Origin of the sequence: Megalodesulfovibrio gigas DSM 1382 = ATCC 19364, assembly GCF_000468495.1 — a bacterium.
Classification (GTDB): Bacteria; Desulfobacterota; Desulfovibrionia; order Desulfovibrionales; family Desulfovibrionaceae; genus Megalodesulfovibrio; species Megalodesulfovibrio gigas.
This window is the reverse complement of the sequence record NC_022444.1, coordinates 2,395,048-2,413,715: the sequence shown is the minus strand read 5'-3', so window position 1 is coordinate 2,413,715 and position 18,668 is coordinate 2,395,048. Positions and strand designations below refer to the sequence as shown.

The window sequence follows — 18,668 nt, the reverse complement described above, 5'->3', positions numbered from 1 at the left end:
ACGCTGTGTTCAGCGCTGTTTGCTCAAGAACCTCTCCAGGCATTCCACCACCCCCGTGATTCCCGCCAGCCTGCTCCGTTCCTCCACCTTCCGCCTGGCCATGCTCTTTTTGTGCGTGTTCGGGGCGTCTGCGTTGCTGTTGTTGTATTTCATTTACTGGACCACGGCCGGCTTCATGGAGCGGCAGACCGTGGCCACCATCACCGCCGAGATCCAGGGTCTCCGGGACCGCTACGAACTGCTGGGGCTGGCCGGGCTCATCCAGGTCATCAACGAGCGCATTTCGGACAAGGAAAATCGGGACTCGCTGTACCTGCTGGCCAAGCCGGACTATTCCCCCCTGGCCGGCAACCTGGACCAGTGGCCCGAGGTGGAGCTGTCCGAATCGGGCTGGCTCACCTTCACCCTGGCTGCGCCGCGCCGCCGCCAGGAAATGGCCATGGCCCGCCATTTTCTGCTTACCGGCAACTTCCATCTGCTGGTGGGACGCAACATCTCGGAAAAGACGGACATCCAGCGCCGCATCATCAAGTCCCTGTTTTACGGGCTGGCCCTGGCCGTGGTGCTGGGCCTGGCCGGCGGGGTGTTCATGAGCCGCAAGATGCTCCGGCGGCTGGACGTCATCAACAAAACCAGTCTGGAGATCATGGCCGGCAACTTCTCCAGGCGTATCCCGGTCAAGGGCACGGGCGACGAGTTTGATCAGCTCATCGCCAATCTGAATGAAATGCTGGACCAGAATGAACGGCTCATGGGCGGCGTGCGCCAGGTGAGCGACAATATCGCCCACGACCTGCGCAGCCCCCTGACCCGCATGCGCAACCGGCTGGAACTGGCCCTCATGGAGACCAGCAACCTGACCCTGTGCCAGGAGGCCCTGGCCCGGACCGTGGAAGAGACGGACGAAATCATCCAGACTTTCAACGCCCTGCTGCAGATCGCCCAGGCCGAGTCCGGCGCAAAACGTGGCGACATGACCCGGCTGGACCTGACCGCCATCGCCCGGGACATCGGCGAACTGTACGAACCCTCGGCCGAGGAAAAGGATCTGGCCATGACCATGGAGCTGGACCACGGCGCCACGGTCATGGGCAATCGGCACCTGCTCTCCCAGGCCATGGCCAATCTGCTGGACAACGCCATCAAGTACACTCCTGCCGGCGGACGGGTGCTCCTGCGCATCCGCAACACGCCCCAGGGACCGGAATGCACCGTGGCGGACACCGGGCCGGGCATTCCACCCGAGGCCCGGGACAAGGTGCTGGAACGCTTCTTCCGTCTGGAATCCTCCCGCTCCGCCCCGGGCAGCGGCCTGGGCCTCTCCCTGGTGGCAGCGGTGGCGCGGCTGCACCGGGCAGGTCTGTCCCTGGCCAGCCACCAGCCGGACGATCCGCAGCGGCCCGGGCTGGAAGCTGTCATTCGTTTTCCAAGACTGGCGGAACTGAAAAAGGGCAGGGAGCAGGCCTGACCCTGCTGTTTACAGGATGGTAATTTCCCGGCAACACAGGCGACAGGTTTGCTCTTTACCTCTCTCGCCAGTTGCGTATTCATGCAACAAGACCGATAGATGTCCTTCAAGGAGGCATATGCATATGATTCGATCCATTCAGGCGATCTCACTGCGTGTGGCGTTGGTGATGTGCTGCGTCATGCTTCTGGGAGGCGCCGCCGAAGCCCGCAGTTTTCCTGAACTGGCCGACCTGGTGGAAACCGCCGGCAAGGCCGTGGTCAACATCAATACGGAAAAGCAGGCCGTGCAGCGCCAGCCCGAGCAGCGCTTTCGCCGCAACGATCCCTTCAACGATTTCTTCCGCGAATTCGAGCGCTTTTTCGGTGATCAGACCCGCCGCCGGCCCCAGCGGTCCCTGGGGTCCGGGTTTCTCATTGCTGCCGATGGGCTTATCGTCACCAACAACCATGTCATTGCCGAGGCAGACGTCATCAAGGTGACGCTGCACAACGAAAAGACATACAATGCCAAGGTCATCGGCCGTGACGAGGAAACCGATCTGGCCCTGCTGAAGATCGAGGCCAAGGAATCCCTGCCGTTTTTGTCCTTCGCCAACTCCGACCGCGCCCGGATTGGCGACTGGGTGGTGGCCATCGGCAACCCCTTCGGCCTGCAGCACAGCGTTACCGCGGGCATCATCAGCGCCAAGGGCCGCAGCCTCGGGTCCGGCCCCTATGACAACTACATCCAGACCGACGCCTCCATCAACCCCGGCAACTCCGGCGGTCCCCTGCTGAACCTGCAGGGCGAGGTGCTGGGCATCAATACGGCCATCCTCGCCTCGGGCCAGGGCCTGGGCTTTGCCGTGCCCAGCAACATGGCCAAGAGCGTCATCGAGCAGCTGCAATCCGGCAAGGCCGTGCGCCGCGGCTGGCTGGGCGTGACCATTCAGGATGTGGACGAGAACACCGCCAAGGCCCTGGGACTTGACGACACGGCCGGCGCGTTGGTGGCCAATGTCATGCCCGGTGAACCTGCTGACAAGGCCGGGCTGAAGGCCGGGGATGTCATCCTCAAGATCAATGATGATGCCGTGGTCGGCACGGCCGATCTCCTGCGCCGCATTGCCCAGGTGCAGCCGGGCAAGTCCGCCACCCTCACCATCTGGACCGACGGCAAGACCCGCGATGTCCGCGTGACCGTGGGCGAACGCAGCAAGGACAAGCTGGCCCAGATGGACGAAGACGGGACGACCCCGGACGGCTCCGAAGCCACGGAAAGCGCCCTGGGCCTTTCCCTGCGTCGCTACAGCCGCGAGGAGGCCCGCCAGTTGGGCATGCGTGAGGCCAAGGGCCTGCTGGTGACGGCAGTGGAGCCGGATTCCCCCGCAGACGGTGCCGGCATCCAGGCCGGTGACGTGCTGCTGAGCGTGAATCAGCGCCCCGTGAACCAGCCCGAGGACGTGGCCCAGATTGTGGAGCGCGAGGGCCGGGCGCGCGGCGCCGTCATGGCGCAAATTGTCCGCAAGGGCCGGGCCTTCTTCCGACCCATTCCGGTGGAATAAGGCACCATATTGTAACCAAGTAAAAGTACTTTTGAAAAGAGCTCTCGGGGAACCCCTTTCTGTAGAAAAGGGTTCCCCCAGCCCCCCTCTCGCAAAGTCCTTTTTCAAAATTACAATGCTCTAGACTATTCGTCCGGCTCGCTCCAGCCGTTGAGGCTGGGTTCCGCGCCCTGGTCCTTGGCGTGGTAAAAGCGCGTACCGGCCACGGCATCGGGCAGGTACTGCTGTTCCACCCAGGCCCCCGGGAAATTGTGCGGATATTTGTATCCCTTGCCGAATCCCCATTCCTTTTGCAGGGCCGTGGCGGCGTTGCGCAGGTGCAGGGGCACGGGGGCCGGGCCGTGCTTCTTCAGGTGCGCCTGGGCGGCGTGGTAGGCCAGGTAGGTGGAATTGCTCTTGGGAGCCAGGGCCAGATACACCGCGGTCTGGGCCAGGGGGATGAAGCCCTCGGGCATGCCGATGGATTCCACGGCCTGCAGGCAGGCCACGGCCAGGGGCAGGGCCTGGGGATCGGCCAACCCCACATCCTCCGAGGCCGAGAGCACCAGCCGGCGGCAGACGAAGCGCGGATCCTCCCCCCCGGTAAGCAGGCAGGCCAGATAGTAGACGGCGGCGTCGGGATCGCTCCCCCGGATGGACTTGATGAGGGCCGATGCCAGCTCATAGTGACTGTCCCCGGCCTTGTCGTGCCGGAGCAGCAGTTCCGGCAGCCGCTCCTGAAGCGATTCCAGGGACCGCGCATCCTCGGGCAGAGAGGCGGCATGTTCCAGCAGGTTGAGCAGGGTGCGGGCGTCCCCGTGGCTGGCGGCGGTCAGAAAGGCCAGGATATCCTGATCAAAGCAGACCCCCAGTTCATCGCAGGCCCGGCCGGCCACCTGCAGCAGGGCTGCACGATCCAGGGGGGCCAGCTTGAGCACGTGCAGCCGGGAAAGCAGCTGCCGGGTGATGGAAAAGGACGGGTTCTCCGTGGTGGTGGCGATGAGCGTCACCTCGCCGGATTCCAACACAGGCAGAAAAAAGTCCTGCTGGGCCTTGGAGAAGCGGTGCAGCTCGTCCAGCACCAGCACGCTCACGCCCTGGAGCCGCTTGCGCAACTCGGGCAGCCCGGCTTCGGGCGCACTCACGCGCACATGCGGCCGGCCTGTGGAGGCGGCCAGCAGCAAGGCCAGACTGGACTTGCCGCACCCTGGCGGGCCGAAGAGCAACAGGCTGGGCAGGCGGGGGGCATCCAGATAGGCTTGCAGTTTCTTGCGCAGATGTCCCTGGCCGGCCACGTCTGCAAGGCTGGCCGGCCGCAGGCGCTCGGCCAGGGGACGCCTGTCCTGAGGCGCTTCAGGCGTCACCGGTTGCTCCGGCCTGACCCCAGAAACGCAGGGCCAGCACGGTGAGGGCGGCCGTTTCCCAGCGCAGGATGGAAGGCCCCAGGCTGGCGGCGAGGGTCTGGGCGTGCTGGAACACCTGTACCTCCCGCGGGCTGAAGCCACCTTCCGGGCCGAGCAGGAAGCAGCATGGCGCAGGCAGGCGGATCACCGCCTGGGGCAGGACGGGGGCCGGCTGGTCCTGTTCTTCCCACAACACCACCGTCTGCATGGCGGCTGTTTCCTGCAGCACGGCCTCCAGGCCGCCGGGGAAGGTGCGCACGTCCGGAAGATGCGAGACGCCGCACTGCTTGCCGGCAGCCACCAGCGCCCCCTGCCAGCTTTCTTTCACGTCTTCAGGGATGCGGCCCTGGCTGCGATCTGCCTGCCAGAACCACAGGCCGGCCGCGTTCAGCTCCACGGCCTTTTCCAGCAGCCAGCTGCGGCGGATGGCCTTGGAAAAGCCCAGGGCCAGGATGGTGGGCGCTGCCGGCGGTGGATCCTGGGCCTGCTCCAGCACTTCCAGGGCGAGATGCTGTTTTTTGACATCCAGGATGCGACACACGGCGCGCCGGCCCTGGCCATCAAACAGGGCGATGTCCTCGCCTGCTTCCAGACGCAACACCCGCGCGGCGTGGTGGGCTTCCGGCCCATCAAGACGCAGCACGTCGGCGGCGGTGTCCCAGGCCTCTGGCGGAAGATGAAATCGATGCATGGAAATCCGTATGGTTGGCTATCTGGCCAAATAGTGTTTTTGCCAGCAATGCGTTACGTTGAAAAGAATATTCGGGGGAAGAACCCTCTTTCCAACGACTTTTTTTATTGTGATGCAAGGTCGCTATCACAGTTTTGGAAGGGGAGAGCGCGAGNAAAGGTTTCCTCTCTCGCAACGTCCTTTTCCAAAATTAAAATGCCCTAGGCCAGTTTTTTCCGGGCAGTGCCGGCTTTGTGGAAGGGCAGGTCAGCGGGAACGGCCGGCAGCTCGGCCCGGGCGGTGCGGATGACGTAGCCCGGCGCGCCGGCCTTGTCTGCCCGAATGAAGGCCAGGGCCGCGGCGCAGTTGAGGCTGGGGCAGAAGGAGCCGGACGTGATCACGCCCACCTGTTCGCCGTCCAGAACCACGGCATCGCCATGGCGGGCGCTGCGGCGGCCGTCCAGGAGCAGGCCCACGAGCTTCTCGCGTACGGCCGTGGCCTGGACCTTGCCGATGTAGTCTGCCGTGGAGGTGAGCAGGCCGCCGTAGCCGGCCTCGGCCGGGGTGTGCGTCTCGTCCAGGTCGTGCCCGTACAGCGGCAGGCCCATTTCCAGGCGCAGGGTGTCCCGCGCGCCCAGGCCGGCAGGTTTGACGGCGGCGTATCCCAGCAGGGCATCCCACAGGGGGCCGGCCTGGCTGGCGGGGCAGTACAGCTCGTAGCCCAGCTCGCCAGTGTAGCCGGTGCGGCTCACCAGCAGGGGCTGGCCCTGCCATTCCAGCTGGGCAAAGCCGAAGTAGGGGATGTGCCGCAGGGAGCGGTCCAGCAGGGCTTCCAGCACGTCCAGGGAGGCCGGTCCCTGCAGGTCGAGCTTGGCGGTGTCGTCGCTCACGTCTTCGAAATGGGCCTGTGCCAGCCGGGTGCTGATCCAGTCCCGGTCCGCCTCGATGCGGGCGCCGTTGACCACCAGCATGTAGTGATCCTGGGCCAGACAGTACAGGATGCAGTCGTCGATGACGCCGCCGGTCTCGTTGAGCAAAAAGCCGTACCGACAGCGGCCCGGGGCCAGGGTTTCGAGGTTGTGGGTCAGCAGGTGGGAAAGCTCGGCCTTGGCGGCCTCGCCGGCGATGAGGAATTCGCCCATGTGGCAGATGTCGAACAGCGACGCCTGAGTGCGGGTCTGGGTGTGCTCGGCGATGATGCCGGCATACTGGATGGGCATGAGAAAGCCGGCAAAGTCCGCCATCTTGGCGCCCAGGGCCTGATGGCGGGCGGTGAGGGGCGTGGTGTTGAGGGCGGCGTCGGTCATGGCGAGATCCTCGTCAGCCCACTTCTTCCAGGGCTGGTTGAATTTCCTTGCGGGATTTGCGGATGGCCTTGAATTCGTCGATGAGGGAGACGAGGCGGCCGTATTGGTGCTTCACTTGGCGCCCGTATTCCGTCAGCTCGTCGTCCCTGGGTTCGATGTACTGCTTGATGACGTAGCGATCCGTAACCATCCGTTCGCCGATGCGAATGGCCGTCAGTACTAGTTCATCGAAATAATTGACGATTTCGAATTTCAGATCATGCAGCAGGCTCACGGCCTCGCGGAAGCGGTCCAGGTACGGCAGTGGCTTGCCCTTCCTGTCCTGTCCTTCATCCAGATCCTCAAGATTGCGGACTTTTCTGGCCTGCTGGATGTAGCTGTAGCGTGACCAGACCTCGTGATACAGCTCGAACATGGACTGGAAGACGTCGTAATTGTCCGGGTTCAGCAGGTAGTTGTCCAGCACCTGCACCACTTTGGCGAAAAATTCATCGGAATAGGCGATGATGCGCCGCTGATGCTTGGAGAGCCAGGCGTAGAGGAACTTGAGGCGTTTTTCGTCCGTGTCTGTGTTCTCCACCACCTCATGACGCTTGTAGATGATGCGGCCCTCATATTCCCCGCGCACGATGTCGTTCAGGCGCAGGAACATGGTGGTGGTGTCTTTGATGATGTTGCACTGGCTGAAGGACTGTCCGGTGAGGGGGTGGAGCACTTCCTGCAGCTCCACGGAAAGGGCGCGGTCCTGGCGGACGTTGTCCGGGTTGTATTTGTGCTGGCGGTAGCGCACCCGCAGCAGCACCACGCGCCGGGCTTCGTCCACGAAATAGCCGCCGCGGGAAAGCAGCTCGATGGCTTCTTCCTGGTCCTTGTCCACGCGCACCAGGGCCAGCTTTTCCACCCGGGGGTAGAACTTGGCCGTGGGGTGGGAATACAGGGTGGTGAGGGTGCGGTCGGACTGGCCGAGCACGCGCACCAGGAAGGTTTCCCCCAGCTTGTGCAGCCGGCGGGCAAACAGTGCCGAGGACGTGCGCCGCTCCGAAACAATGGGGAAGCCGTACAACTCCATGAGGAACTGGTACACAAACGGGCGGTACAGCTCATAGCGCAGGTTGTCCCCGGGCCGGAACTTGCCGATGCGCAGGCCAAAGCGCTTGATTTCCGAGTCCAGATCCGAGGGGAAGGAGGCGTACACCCCGTGCAGGGAAAAGTTGCCGTACGCGTCCGTGGCCATCACCTGGGCGCGGTCGAGATCAAGGAGATAGTCCAGAAGGTTCGGGTAGTTCTCCAGATCTGTGATGTCGGTGTGCTGGTAGGCCTGCTTGAAGGGCTCCTGCAGCTTCTTGGGCAGCCGGTTCAGCAGCATCTGCACGTTGCGCTGCAGCACGTTGCTTTCCAGGGGGCAGGCGCTGCCCTGGGCCGCAGTGGTCTGCTCCAGGATGGAGTGCAGCACGTCGAACTGGAAAATTTCCTGAAAATAGTCCAGGGGGCGTTGCAGGGCCACCAGGGAGAAGCCGGGCAGGTGCGCGTATTCAAAGGGGTCTGCATCGAAGGAAGGCAACAGCTCCCTGGATTCCACCAGCGGGTAGTCCGCATGCTCGAAATAGGGCTTGATCAGGCAGTGCTTGGCGTGGACAAAGTCCAGAAAGAGCTTGAGATGGGCAATGGTTTGGATCTGGACCGGATTTTGTCCGTCCAGGCTGTAGCGCCAGGAAAAATCCGGCGCTTCGCTGAAAGCGTCTTCCCAGGAAGCGAGCATGGCCATTGCACCTTGAGCGCCAGCAGGGCGTTGCCGCCACCACCGTGGCCGCGGCAAGACACACCATAGAACAACGGAAGCTCTGCCACAAGCAGGCAAGGTTGTGCAAGCCGTCGTACGCCGGGAACGGGAGAGGGAGGCGCGATCGTTGTCATCAGGCCCGAGGGTCGCCCCCGGAGAACCCGGACATGTGCAGGTTCTCCGGAAAGGCGATCCAACGCCGGGCTACTGGCAACCGCAGCCGCTGCTGGAGGAGCCGCTGCCACAACTGCTGCCGCAGCCGCTGCCGCAGCCGCCGCCGCCGAGTTGGAGATTGGAGTCCACGGAAAAGCCCATGTGGGAGACGTCGATTGTCAGGGGCTTGGCCTGGGCGTAGAGTTGTTTTTCCATCACCAGGGTGTAGTCGCCCTGGGTCACCACTTCATCGGCGTCGCTGGCTTCGTCCAGCGCCAGGGCCAGCCGGGGGCCGGAGCAGCCGCCGGGTGCCAGGTAGATCCGGATGGAACTTTTGGGTTTGTCAGCAAAGTAGGCGTCCAGTTCGGACACGGCATTGTCGGTCAAATGAATCATAGGTTCCTCCAATGGAATGAATTTGATGATTCTATGCATTCCTTGGCCGGCGTCAACTCCCAAACAGGCGGTCGCATGGGCCGACAGTCTTTTCTTGCGCCCGGGCATGGGGTGCGGTAGCAGAGTGCCATCCTGAACAGTTATTCCCTCGCACTATGAAATCTTCCCGCACCAAACGCCCCCGCAAAAATGAACCTGCCGCGCCCCAGGAGACGCCGGCGCAGGCCTCCCTGCCCCTGGCCGAGACCGATGGCATGCAGGAACTGGCCGGCCGCATCGAACGCGTCACCTTTTCCAATCCTGAAAACGGCTTCACCGTGGCCCGGGTGCGACTGCCCGGTTCTCGTCATCCGGTAACGGTGGTGGGCGCCATGCTGGATGCCCTGCCCGGCCAGGAGTTCAAATTCACCGGTCGCTGGAAGGAGGATCCGCGCTACGGGCCGCAGTTTTTGGCGGAATCCGCCGTGCAGGCCTTGCCCGTGGAGGAGGACGGCATCCGTCTGTTCCTGGGCTCTGGCATCATCAAGGGCGTGGGGCCGGAACTGGCCAACCGTATTGTCAATCATTTCAAGGCTGAAACCCTTGAGGTGTTGGACCGCTCCCCCGAACGCCTGCGCGAGGTGGGCGGCGTGGGCGAAAAGAAACTCAAGATGGTGGTGGAAGGCTGGGCAGCGCAACGCGAAGTGCGCGAGGCCATGCTGTTTTTCCAGTCCCATGGCGTCAGCGCGGCGCATGCCCTGCGCATCTTCAAGCATTATGGACCGGCGGCGGTGGCCGTGGTGCAGCACAATCCCTACCGACTGTGCATGGAGGTGCGGGGATTCGGATTTCTGACGGCCGACGCCATCGCCCGCAAGCTCAACTTCGCCACGGACAGCGACCTGCGCGTGGAAGCCGGCATCGTCTATGTGCTGGGTGAGGAAACCGGACAGGGGCATGTGTTCTCCCCCAAGGACGCCCTGATGGAGCGCGCCGAGCGCATGCTGGAGGTGCCCGAGGACCTCTGCCGCAAGGCGCTGGAAAATCTCGTCTTCGAGGGTCGGTTGATCCTGGAGGAACTGCCTGAGGTCGGCGAGGCCGTGTATCTGACGAACTTCCACACGGCAGAGCGCCGGGTGGCCTCCCGGTTGCGGACCCTGGCCGCGGCCCCGCGCCGGTTGCGCCCCATGGACCCGGAGGACGCCATCCGGGAAGTGGAAAAATCCCTGGGCATCGCCCTGGCCCCGCGTCAGGTGGAGGCCGTGGAACAGGCCGGCCGCTCCAAGGTGCTGGTGGTGACCGGGGGGCCGGGCACGGGCAAGACGACCATCATCAAGGCCATCCTGGCCCTGTACCAGTCCATGGAGGCCACGGCCCTGCTGGCTGCGCCCACGGGCCGGGCGGCCAAGCGCATGGCCGAGGCCTGCGGGCAGGAAGCCATGACCATCCATCGCCTGCTGGAGTTCAGCCAGCAGACGGGCGGATTCTTTCGCGGGGAGGAAGATCCCCTGGATTGCGACCTGCTGATCATCGACGAAAGTTCCATGATCGATCTGATGCTCATGCATCACCTGCTCAAGGCCGTGCCCCTGGGGGCCACCATGGTGCTGGTGGGAGACGTGCACCAGCTGCCCTCGGTGGGGCCGGGCAACGTGCTCAAGGACATCATCGGCTCGGGGGTCGTGCCCGTGGTGGAACTGGATGAAGTATTTCGCCAGGCCCGGCAGAGTGATATCGTCCTGGGGGCGCACGCCATCAACCAGGGGCAGATGCCGTACCTGGAAACCAGCCGGGAACGGCTTTCGGACTTCTATTTCATTGAGGAAGAAGACCCCGAGCGCTGCGCCCAGCGCATTGTGGATCTGGTCAAGAACCACATCCCCAGACGCTTCAAGCTGGACCCCATGGAGGACATCCAGGTCCTTGCGCCCATGCACAAGGGCTCCGCCGGAGTGGAGCGGCTCAACGAATTGCTGCAACTCTCTCTCAATCCACAGGAAGTTGCCCTGGTGCGCGGCGGCAGGCGTTTTCAGCTGCACGACCGCGTCATGCAATTGCGCAATAACTATGATCTCGACATCTATAACGGCGACCTCGGCCGCGTGGTGGCCGTGGATCCCCAAGGTCCTGGATTACTGGTGAAATTCGATGGCAGGGAAATTTTGCTCGAAGGGGCGGATCTGGACGACGTCGCCCCGGCGTACGCCATTTCTATCCACAAATCGCAGGGTTCAGAATATCCCGCCGTTGTTGTTCCCGTCTTGACGCAGCATTTCGTCATGCTACAACGTAATCTTCTGTACACGGCCGTCACGCGCGGTCGCAAGCTGGTGGTGCTGACAGGTTCGCGCAAGGCCCTGGCCATGGCTGTACGGAATAACGCAACGCTTGCCCGGCACACCTGGCTTGCCCGGCGCCTTCAAGGGTAGGCGGGCGCGAACCCTGATGTTTGAAGAGGTGGAAATGTCTTCCCACGATGACGAGCTGCCGCCCCCTGCCGGCGATCCGCTGGAAAGTCCCTTTGCCGTACTGGCCATCTGCCCCGGTGGCGAACTGCGTGAATGCAACAAGGCGGCCACCACCCTGCTGGGCACCTGTGCAGAGCCGGTGCAGGACGTGGTCAAACGCCTTATGGAGATGATGCAGGCCAGCGGCTGCCAGCCCGGGCGCACCCGGAACGCCATTTGCCGGCTGCCCCTGAAGGGCGGCGGTTCCTGCGATCTGTCGGTCCATATCTGTGCCCTGGTGGACGGCGGCGCCGTCCTGGGACTGGCGGATGTGACGGATCTGGTGGAATCCCGGGAGGTGCTGCGCTGCACCATTTCCGAGCGTGAGCACGCCCTGGAAAAGGCCCTGGCCGCCAAGCGCGATTTTCTGGCCAACATGAGCCATGAGCTGCGCACGCCCCTGAACGGCATCCTGGGCATGACGGATCTGCTCTCCATCACCGAGACCACCGAGGAACAACGGCTCTATATCGAAGCCGTGCGCCGCTCGGGCCGGGATCTGCTGCACATCGTCAACCATCTGCTGGATCTGTCCGCCTCGGAACGTGGCATGCTCACCCTGCGGCCGGCGGAATTCACCCTGCGCGAAACCCTGGCGCCGGTGTTCGAGACCCTGGGGCGTTTGGCCACGGAAAAGGGCCTGGGCTTCGAGGTCGCAATCCAGGCGGACACGCCGAACTATCTGGTGGGCGATACCGAACGGCTCAAGCAGATCGTCTACAACCTGGGTGACAATGCCGTGAAATACACCCGGCAGGGTCATGTGGCCATCCACGTCCGCCCCGGGACCGAGGCAGACAGGCCGGCGGCCAATACTCCCGCAAACGGCGCCCACGCGTTGCTGGTCTTCCAGGTGCACGATACCGGCCCCGGCGTGCCCGCCCATAAACGGGACCACATCTTCGACGCCTTTTCCCTGGGCGAGGAAATCCTCACCAAGAAGCACGCCGGTGCGGGCCTTGGCCTGCCGGTTTCCAAGACTCTGGCCGAGATGATGGGCGGTTCCCTGGTGCTCTCCAGCGCCGGCGAGGGCACCGGTTCCACCTTCACGTGCACCGTGTGCCTGGGCAGGGCCCAGGAGCCGGCCGCGGCTGAACGGCTGGCCCCAAAGGCCTGGGAGGCGGCCACGGGATCCTTGCGGGTGCTGCTGGTGGAGGATGAGGACGTGAGCCGCATCTTTGCCAAGGTGTTTCTGGAAAAGCAGGGCCACAGCGTGGAAACCGCCGTCAACGGCCTGCAGGCCCTGGAGAAGCTGGCCGCCGCCCGTTTTGACGTGGTGCTGATGGACGTGCAGATGCCGGAAATGGACGGCCTGACCGCCGCCCGGGAAATTCGCGATGGCAAAAGCGGTGGCGATCCCGAAGTGCCCATCATCGCCCTGACCGTCTTCTCCTCCACCGAAGACCGCCAGCGGATCAAGGATGCCGGCATGGATGAATACATCTCCAAACCGGTGGATGCGGAACGGCTGGACCGCGCCCTGCGCCGCGCCCTTGCCAGAACTCGCCGCGCCGTCTAAACAGGGACCCTTCAACGGGGTCATCATGGACGGCATTCTTCATCGCATTGCATACCGGCTGCGTCCGGCGCTTCTGCTGCTGGCCTGCGCGCTGCTCCTGGGCGCGTGCAGCGCCAAAACGCCAAGCCCATTGCCGCCGCCCACGGCGGAGGTGGTGGCGGATCTCACGGCCTTTCCGCAGGATCCCCGCCGTCTGACCGGCACGGGCCGGCCCTGGCCCGAGGGCGAACCTGTCTCCCCGGCCCTGCAGGCCGGGCTGTACGCCAAATTCCGCGAACGCTGGCTCGCGCCGTGGAATCCCGGGGCCAAGCCGCAATCCGCCAAGGACGCGTTGTGGGGCATAGCCACCTATGGCGGCAAGCAGGCCTGGCAGCGCAACGGCGCGCCCCGGCCTGCTGGCTGGAGCACCGCCATTGCCGCCAATTGCGCCGCCTCCACCTTCCCCTCCATGCGGCAGCCGGGCATTGTGCTGTCCACGGGGGATCTCAGGGTGCTGCCCACGGCCGAGCCCTTTTTCCTGGATCCTGCCCGGCCGGGAGAAGGGTACCCGTTCGACTATTTCCAAAACTCCGCCATCTGGGCCGCCACTCCGGTGCTGGTGACGCATCAGAGTGCAGACGGCCTGTGGCTGCACGTGGAAAGCGCCTATGCCGCGGGCTGGCTGCCTCGCCAGCAGGTAGGGTTTGTGGACCAGGGATTGATGGATCTGTTCCGCAGGGCGCCCTGGGCCGCAGTGACGGCCGAACACGTGCTCCTCACCGCGGCAGACAAGCGCGCCAGCGTGCGCCTGGGCATCGGCGCGGTGCTGCCCGTGCTGGAGCAGGGCCCCTTCGGCATCCGGGTGGGCATTCCGCGCCGTACCGGAGATCTGACGGCCCTGGATCAGGCCCTGCTTACCAATGCGCAGGCCGCCGCCATGCCGCTGGCGTTTTCCCGGGAGCGGGTGGCCGTCCTTGCTGCGGCCATGCAGGGCCAGGCCTATGGCTGGGGCGGGCTGGACGGCCTGCGGGACTGCTCCTCCCTCATGCGCGATCTCTTCACCCCCTTTGGCGTCTTCCTGCCCCGCAATTCCTCACAGCAGGCCAGGGCAGGGGACCAGCGCCCCCTGGAGGGCCTCTCGCCCGCGCAAAAAGAGGCGACCCTGCTGCGGGACGGGCTGCCCTTCCGCACCCTGGTGAACAAGAAGGGCCATGTGATGCTGTACGTGGGCCAGCACAAGGGCAGGGCGGCGGTGTATCATGCCATCTGGGGCGTGCACAGCCGGGAGCCCGACGGCAGCAGCGGCCGCGTGGTGATGGGCCGCACCTGCATCACCGGCCTGGCGCCGGGTGCGGAGCACGAGAGCGTCAAGCGCCTGGGATCCACCCTGGTGGATACCCTGTCCTCCTTCACCATCCTGCAAATACAGCCGTAAGGGGAGATGCCGCCATGCCCGTGACGCGCGCCCTGGCCCTGGTGGGCTTCAAGAAATCCGGTAAAACCACTGCCACCCTGGCCCTGGCCCGTCGCCTGGGCGAACGCGGCCTGCGCGTGGCCGTGGCCAAGTCCAGCCATCATGGTCTGGACAAAGCTGAGACGGATACGGACAAGCTCCTGGCCGTGGCTGAAAACGTGGTGTTCATCAGTCCGGAGGAAACAGCCCTGCTGTGGCCCAAATTCACGCACCTGCCCGATCTCATCCCCTTGCTGGATGCGGATATCCTGCTGGTGGAGGGCGGCAAGTCCCTGGGCTGGCTGCCGCGGGTGCTGCTGCTGCACGAACCGGCCGAAGCCGCCGCCCTGGAGCCGGGTCTGACCCTGGCCACCTACGGCGACGTTGCCCATCCCGAGCTGCCGCATCTGGAAACCCTGGACGCCCTGGCCGATCTGGCCATGACCCGCAGCTTCCTGCTGCCCGGCCTGGACTGCGGCGGCTGCGGCAAGACTGACTGCGCCGAGATGGCCGAGGAAATCGTCGCCGGACGCCTGACCCCGGACGCCTGCACCGCCCGCCGCATGGAGGTCACGATCATGGTCAACGGTCAGCCCCTGGCCACGGGGCCCTTCGTGGGCCGGCTCATTGCCGGCACCTTGCGCGGCATGCTGGCCGAGCTGAAGGGCTACACGCCCGGCTCGCCGGTGCACATCACCTTGGACGGATAGGGGGGATTTGTGGAAGGATTTTTCAACGTCGTCTCTGTGACGGCCTTTCAGGCGCTGCTGGAGGGCGTTGCGCCCCTGCCGGCCGTTTCCCTATCCATCGAAGACGGCCTGGGCCTGACCTTGGCCCGGGATGTGACGGCCGACGAGGATCTGCCCCTGGCGGACCGTTCCTCCATGGACGGCTATGCCGTGGCCGCGGCGGACACCTTCGGCAGCGGCGAGACCAATCCCGGCCTGCTGGACTGCGTGGGCGTGGTGGACATCCAGACCCCGCCGACATTTTCCCTGGCTCCCGGCCAGTGCGCGGCCATCGTCACCGGCGGCATTCTCCCCCGTGGCGCGGATGCGGTGCTGCTGGTGGAGCAGACGCAGATCGTCGGCGCGCCGGAAAACAACGTCCTGGGCCAGGCGGGCGACGTCATCGAGATCCGCCGGGCCGTGGCTCCGGGCGAGGCCGTGATGCGCCAGGGGGAGGACGCCCGCGCCGGCGCGGTGCTGCTGCCCGCGGGCACGCTCCTGCGGCCGCAGGAACTGGGCCTGCTGGCGGCCCTCGGGGTACTGGAAATTCCTGTCCATCGTCGGCCCAGGGTGGCGGTCATTTCCACGGGGGATGAAGTCGTCCCGATCACCGAACGTCCCCGCCTTGGTCAGGTGCGCGATGTGAACAGCCTCACCCTGGCCCAGCTCTGCCGCCAGTGCAGCGCCGAGCCCGGTCTTCGCACCCATGCCGGGGACGATCCCGCCGCCCTGAAAGCCGCCCTTGACGCCGCCTTGGATGACGCCGAGGAAGGCGGACACGACGTGGTGCTGCTCTCCGGCGGCAGCTCCGTGGGCACGCGGGATTGCACCCTGGCGGCCATTCAGGCCCGGCCCGGAGCCGAGGTGCTGGCCCATGGCGTGGCCATGTCGCCGGGCAAGCCGGTCATCCTGGCCCGGGTGGGGCACCGCACCGTCTGGGGGCTGCCGGGGCAGGTAGCCTCGGCCATGGTGGTCATGCTGGTGCTGGTGCAGCCGCTTTTGCGCCGGCTCATGGGCGATCCTACTTCCCTGCAGTGGGAGCGCCGGCCCGGGCTGACGGCCCGGCTTGCGCGCAATGTGGCCTCGCGCCAGGGACGGGAAGATTACGTCCGGGTGCGGGTCGCGCCGGGGGAGGACGGTCTGCAGGCCACGCCGGAGCTGGGGCCGTCCGGGTTGCTGCGGACCCTCGTTGGATCCCACGGGCTGGTGCGCATCCCGGCCGGCCTGGAGGGCCTGGAGGTCGGGGCCATGGTGGACGTCAAGCCTTTCTGGATGTAGGCAGGCATGCACATTCTGTTTCTGGGGGATGTGATGGGCCGGCCCGGTCGCGAGGCCCTGCGCCGGGAACTGCCCGGATTGCGGGAGCGGCATGCCCCGGATCTGGTGATCGTCAATGCGGAGAACGCCTCCGGCGGCGTGGGGCTGGCTCCGCCCGAGGCCCGGGAGCTGCTGGCCCTGGGCGCGGACGTGCTCACCGGCGGCAACCACACCTTTCGGTTCAAGGAATTGCAGGCGCTCATGAATGCCGACCACCGGGTGCTGCGCCCGGCCAATCGCCCCCCCGGCACCCCCGGCCAGGGCATGACCGTGGTGCGCACCGCCGCCGGCGTGCCCGTGGCGGTGTGCAGCCTGTTGGGCCGGGTGTTCATGGAGCCTGCAGAGTGCCCGTTTCTGGCCGTGGATGCATTGCTGGCGTCCCTGGATCCAGAAATCAGCCATGTTGTTGTGGATTTTCATGCCGAGGCCACCTCGGAAAAGCAGGCCATGGCCTGGCATCTGGATGGCCGCGCCACTCTGGTGGCTGGCACGCACACCCATGTGCAGACTGCGGACGCCCGCATCCTGCCCCATGGCACGGCAGCCGTCACCGATGCCGGCATGTGCGGCGTGGCGGCATCCGTCCTGGGCATGGATCCGGCCATCATCGTCAAAAAATTCGTCACCAGCCTGCCTGCCCGTTTCGAGCTGGCCAAGGGTGAAGGCACAGTGCAAGGCCTGCTGGTGCATACGGACGACGCCACCGGCCGCGCCACGGCCGTTTTCCCCATCTCGTGACCCCAACCACAAAAGGATCATCGCATCGTGGACGCCGAACTCAAGCAACTGCTGCGCGGCTGCGTGGACTGCATCGACATCGAAGAACTCAAAAAAAAGCTCGCCCGGGGCAAGCCCCTGCGGGTGAAGATCGGTTTCGATCCCACGGCGCCGGATCTGCACCTGGGCCACACCGTCTGCCTGCAGAAGCTCAAGCATTTTCAGGACGCCGGCCACCAGGCCATCTTTCTGATCGGCGATTTCACGGGCATGATCGGCGACCCCTCCGGCAAGTCCGAGACCCGCCCCCCCCTGACCCGCGAACAGGTGCTGGCCAACGCCGAGACCTACAAGCAGCAAATTTACAAGCTGCTGGACAAGGACAAGACGGAAATCGCCTTCAACTCCACCTGGATGGATCAGTTTTCCGCCTCGGACTTCATCCGCCTGTGCTCCCGCCACACCGTGGCCCGGATGATGGAGCGCGACGACTTCTCCAAGCGCTTTGCCGACGGCCGGCCCATCGCCATCCATGAGTTCCTCTATCCCCTGGTCCAGGGCTACGATTCCGTGGCCCTCAAGGCGGATATCGAGCTGGGCGGCACGGACCAGACCTTTAACCTGCTGGTGGGCCGGCATCTGCAGTCCCACTACGGGCAGGAACCCCAGTGCATCATGACCATGCCGCTGCTCGAAGGCCTGGACGGCGTGCAGAAGATGAGCAAATCCCTGGGGAATTACGTGGGCATCGACGAGCCGGCCAAGGACATCTTCGGCAAGCTCATGAGCGTGTCCGACGTGATGATGTGGCGGTATTACGAGCTGCTCTCGGACAAGGGCCTGGAAGAAATCGCCGATCTCAAGGCCCAGGTGGAGGGCGGGGCGCTGCATCCCATGGAATGCAAGAAGCGCCTGGCCTGGGAGATGGCCGCCAAATACCACGATGCCCCGGCCGCGGACCACGCCCGCCAGGAGTTTGAGACCGTGTTCAGCAAGGGCGCGTTGCCCGAGGACATGCCCGAATTCACGGCCGCCGCGGGCGATGCCAGCCGCCCCGTGCAGTTTCTGGCCGATGCCGAGCTGGTGGCTTCCCGCAGCGAGGCCCGCCGTCAGGTGAAGGCCGGCGCCCTGAGCGTGAACGGCGAGAAGCTGGACGACCCGGAAACCGCCCTGGCCCCGGGCGAGTATGTGATCAAGCTGGGGAAGAAGCGGTTTCTCAAGCTCACGGTGGTGTAGCGCCTGCTGTCACACTCTTGAGGAAGGCGGGGGGATTTCTTGAAAAAATCTCCCCGCCTCACGCTTATGCCTGATGCGCCAGTTCCATGATGCGTTGGAACGCTGCAGCCGACACGGGCATGACCGAGAGCCGCGAGCCTTTTTTCAGCAGTTCCATTTCCTCCAGTCCCCGCACCTGGCGGAGCAGGGGGAGCGGCAGGGGGCGGGGGAAGGTCTCCAGCCACTGGATGTCCACCATGTCCCACAGGGGTTTTTCGGGGCTGGATTTGGGGTCGTAGTGCTGATCCGCCGGATCAAAGGCCGTGTGGTCCGGGTAGGCCTCCCGCACCACCCTGGCCAGCCCCACGACGGCGGGGTTGGTGACGCTGTGGTAGAACAGCACCGTGTCCCCCTGCTGCATCTGGCGCATGAAGTTGCGGGCCTGGTAATTGCGCACGCCGCTCCAGCAGGTGGCGCCGTGTTCGGACGCAGCCAGATCGTCGATGGAAAAACAGCCCGGTTCGGACTTGACCAGCCAGTGCGCGGTCATGG

At 65.0% G+C, this 18,668-nt stretch carries 15 protein-coding genes; 9 read left to right on the top strand and 6 right to left on the bottom strand.

Annotated features, from left to right (window positions below):
• The first annotated feature begins 19 nt into the window (after positions 1-19).
• Both DGI_RS10570 and DGI_RS10565 read left to right on the top strand, forming a co-directional pair.
• Positions 20-1,468, top strand: a complete 1,449-nt coding sequence (locus DGI_RS10570; RefSeq protein WP_235619927.1) for a sensor histidine kinase — start codon at positions 20-22, stop codon at positions 1,466-1,468.
• A gap of 124 nt (positions 1,469-1,592) precedes the next feature.
• Positions 1,593-3,014, top strand: a complete 1,422-nt coding sequence (locus DGI_RS10565) for a DegQ family serine endoprotease (RefSeq protein WP_021761006.1) — start codon at positions 1,593-1,595, stop codon at positions 3,012-3,014.
• Between the two features lie 125 nt (positions 3,015-3,139).
• Here DGI_RS10565 and DGI_RS10560 read toward each other — a convergent pair whose 3' ends face one another.
• The 5 genes from DGI_RS10560 to DGI_RS10540 all read right to left on the bottom strand — a co-directional run bounded on the left by DGI_RS10560 (position 3,140) and on the right by DGI_RS10540 (position 8,702).
• Positions 3,140-4,357: a replication-associated recombination protein A gene (locus DGI_RS10560; protein WP_021761005.1), complete on the bottom strand. Its 1,218-nt coding sequence runs from the start codon at positions 4,355-4,357 to the stop codon at positions 3,140-3,142.
• Complete coding sequence (locus DGI_RS10555; protein WP_021761004.1) at positions 4,347-5,087, bottom strand: RsmE family RNA methyltransferase; 741 nt, start codon at positions 5,085-5,087, stop codon at positions 4,347-4,349. Before DGI_RS10555 ends, DGI_RS10560 begins: the two co-directional genes overlap by 11 nt.
• A gap of 200 nt (positions 5,088-5,287) precedes the next feature.
• Complete coding sequence (gene gcvT / locus DGI_RS10550; RefSeq protein ID WP_021761003.1) at positions 5,288-6,373, bottom strand: glycine cleavage system aminomethyltransferase GcvT; 1,086 nt, start codon at positions 6,371-6,373, stop codon at positions 5,288-5,290.
• 13 nt (positions 6,374-6,386) lie between these two features.
• Complete coding sequence (locus DGI_RS10545; RefSeq protein WP_021761002.1) at positions 6,387-8,132, bottom strand: hypothetical protein; 1,746 nt, start codon at positions 8,130-8,132, stop codon at positions 6,387-6,389.
• 225 nt (positions 8,133-8,357) lie between these two features.
• The gene (locus DGI_RS10540) at positions 8,358-8,702 is read right to left on the bottom strand and encodes an IscA/HesB family protein (RefSeq protein ID WP_021761001.1); all 345 of its coding nucleotides are present in this window, start codon (positions 8,700-8,702) and stop codon (positions 8,358-8,360) included.
• A 155-nt stretch (positions 8,703-8,857) separates the two neighbouring features.
• Here DGI_RS10540 and recD2 point away from each other — a divergent pair, with 155 nt between their 5' ends.
• The 7 genes from recD2 to tyrS are packed head-to-tail and all read left to right on the top strand — an operon-like array spanning position 8,858 to position 18,137.
• Complete coding sequence (gene recD2, locus DGI_RS10535) at positions 8,858-11,110, top strand: SF1B family DNA helicase RecD2 (protein ID WP_021761000.1); 2,253 nt, start codon at positions 8,858-8,860, stop codon at positions 11,108-11,110.
• A 34-nt stretch (positions 11,111-11,144) separates the two neighbouring features.
• Positions 11,145-12,707 carry a response regulator gene (locus DGI_RS10530; protein ID WP_158407321.1) on the top strand — a complete coding sequence of 521 codons (1,563 nt, stop codon included), beginning with the start codon at positions 11,145-11,147 and terminating at the stop codon, positions 12,705-12,707.
• 25 nt (positions 12,708-12,732) lie between these two features.
• Positions 12,733-14,121 carry an NlpC/P60 family N-terminal domain-containing protein gene (locus DGI_RS10525; protein WP_021760998.1) on the top strand — a complete coding sequence of 463 codons (1,389 nt, stop codon included), beginning with the start codon at positions 12,733-12,735 and terminating at the stop codon, positions 14,119-14,121.
• A 14-nt stretch (positions 14,122-14,135) separates the two neighbouring features.
• Complete coding sequence (locus DGI_RS10520; RefSeq protein ID WP_021760997.1) at positions 14,136-14,849, top strand: molybdopterin-guanine dinucleotide biosynthesis protein MobB; 714 nt, start codon at positions 14,136-14,138, stop codon at positions 14,847-14,849.
• Positions 14,850-14,858: 9 nt separating this feature from the next.
• A complete protein-coding gene (locus tag DGI_RS10515; RefSeq protein WP_021760996.1) occupies positions 14,859-16,145 on the top strand; it encodes a molybdopterin molybdotransferase MoeA in 1,287 nt (428 codons plus the stop codon).
• A 6-nt stretch (positions 16,146-16,151) separates the two neighbouring features.
• On the top strand, positions 16,152-16,922 hold the full coding sequence (locus tag DGI_RS10510) for a TIGR00282 family metallophosphoesterase (protein ID WP_021760995.1): 771 nt from the start codon (positions 16,152-16,154) through the stop codon (positions 16,920-16,922).
• Between the two features lie 27 nt (positions 16,923-16,949).
• Positions 16,950-18,137 (top strand): tyrosine--tRNA ligase, encoded by a 1,188-nt coding sequence (tyrS, locus tag DGI_RS10505; protein ID WP_021760994.1) that lies wholly within the window; start codon positions 16,950-16,952, stop codon positions 18,135-18,137.
• A gap of 64 nt (positions 18,138-18,201) precedes the next feature.
• Here the strand turns inward: tyrS and DGI_RS10500 are convergent, their stop codons facing one another.
• Positions 18,202-18,666, bottom strand: coding sequence for an EVE domain-containing protein (locus DGI_RS10500; RefSeq protein ID WP_021760993.1), 465 nt, complete (start codon positions 18,664-18,666; stop codon positions 18,202-18,204).
• Positions 18,667-18,668 lie beyond the last annotated feature (2 nt).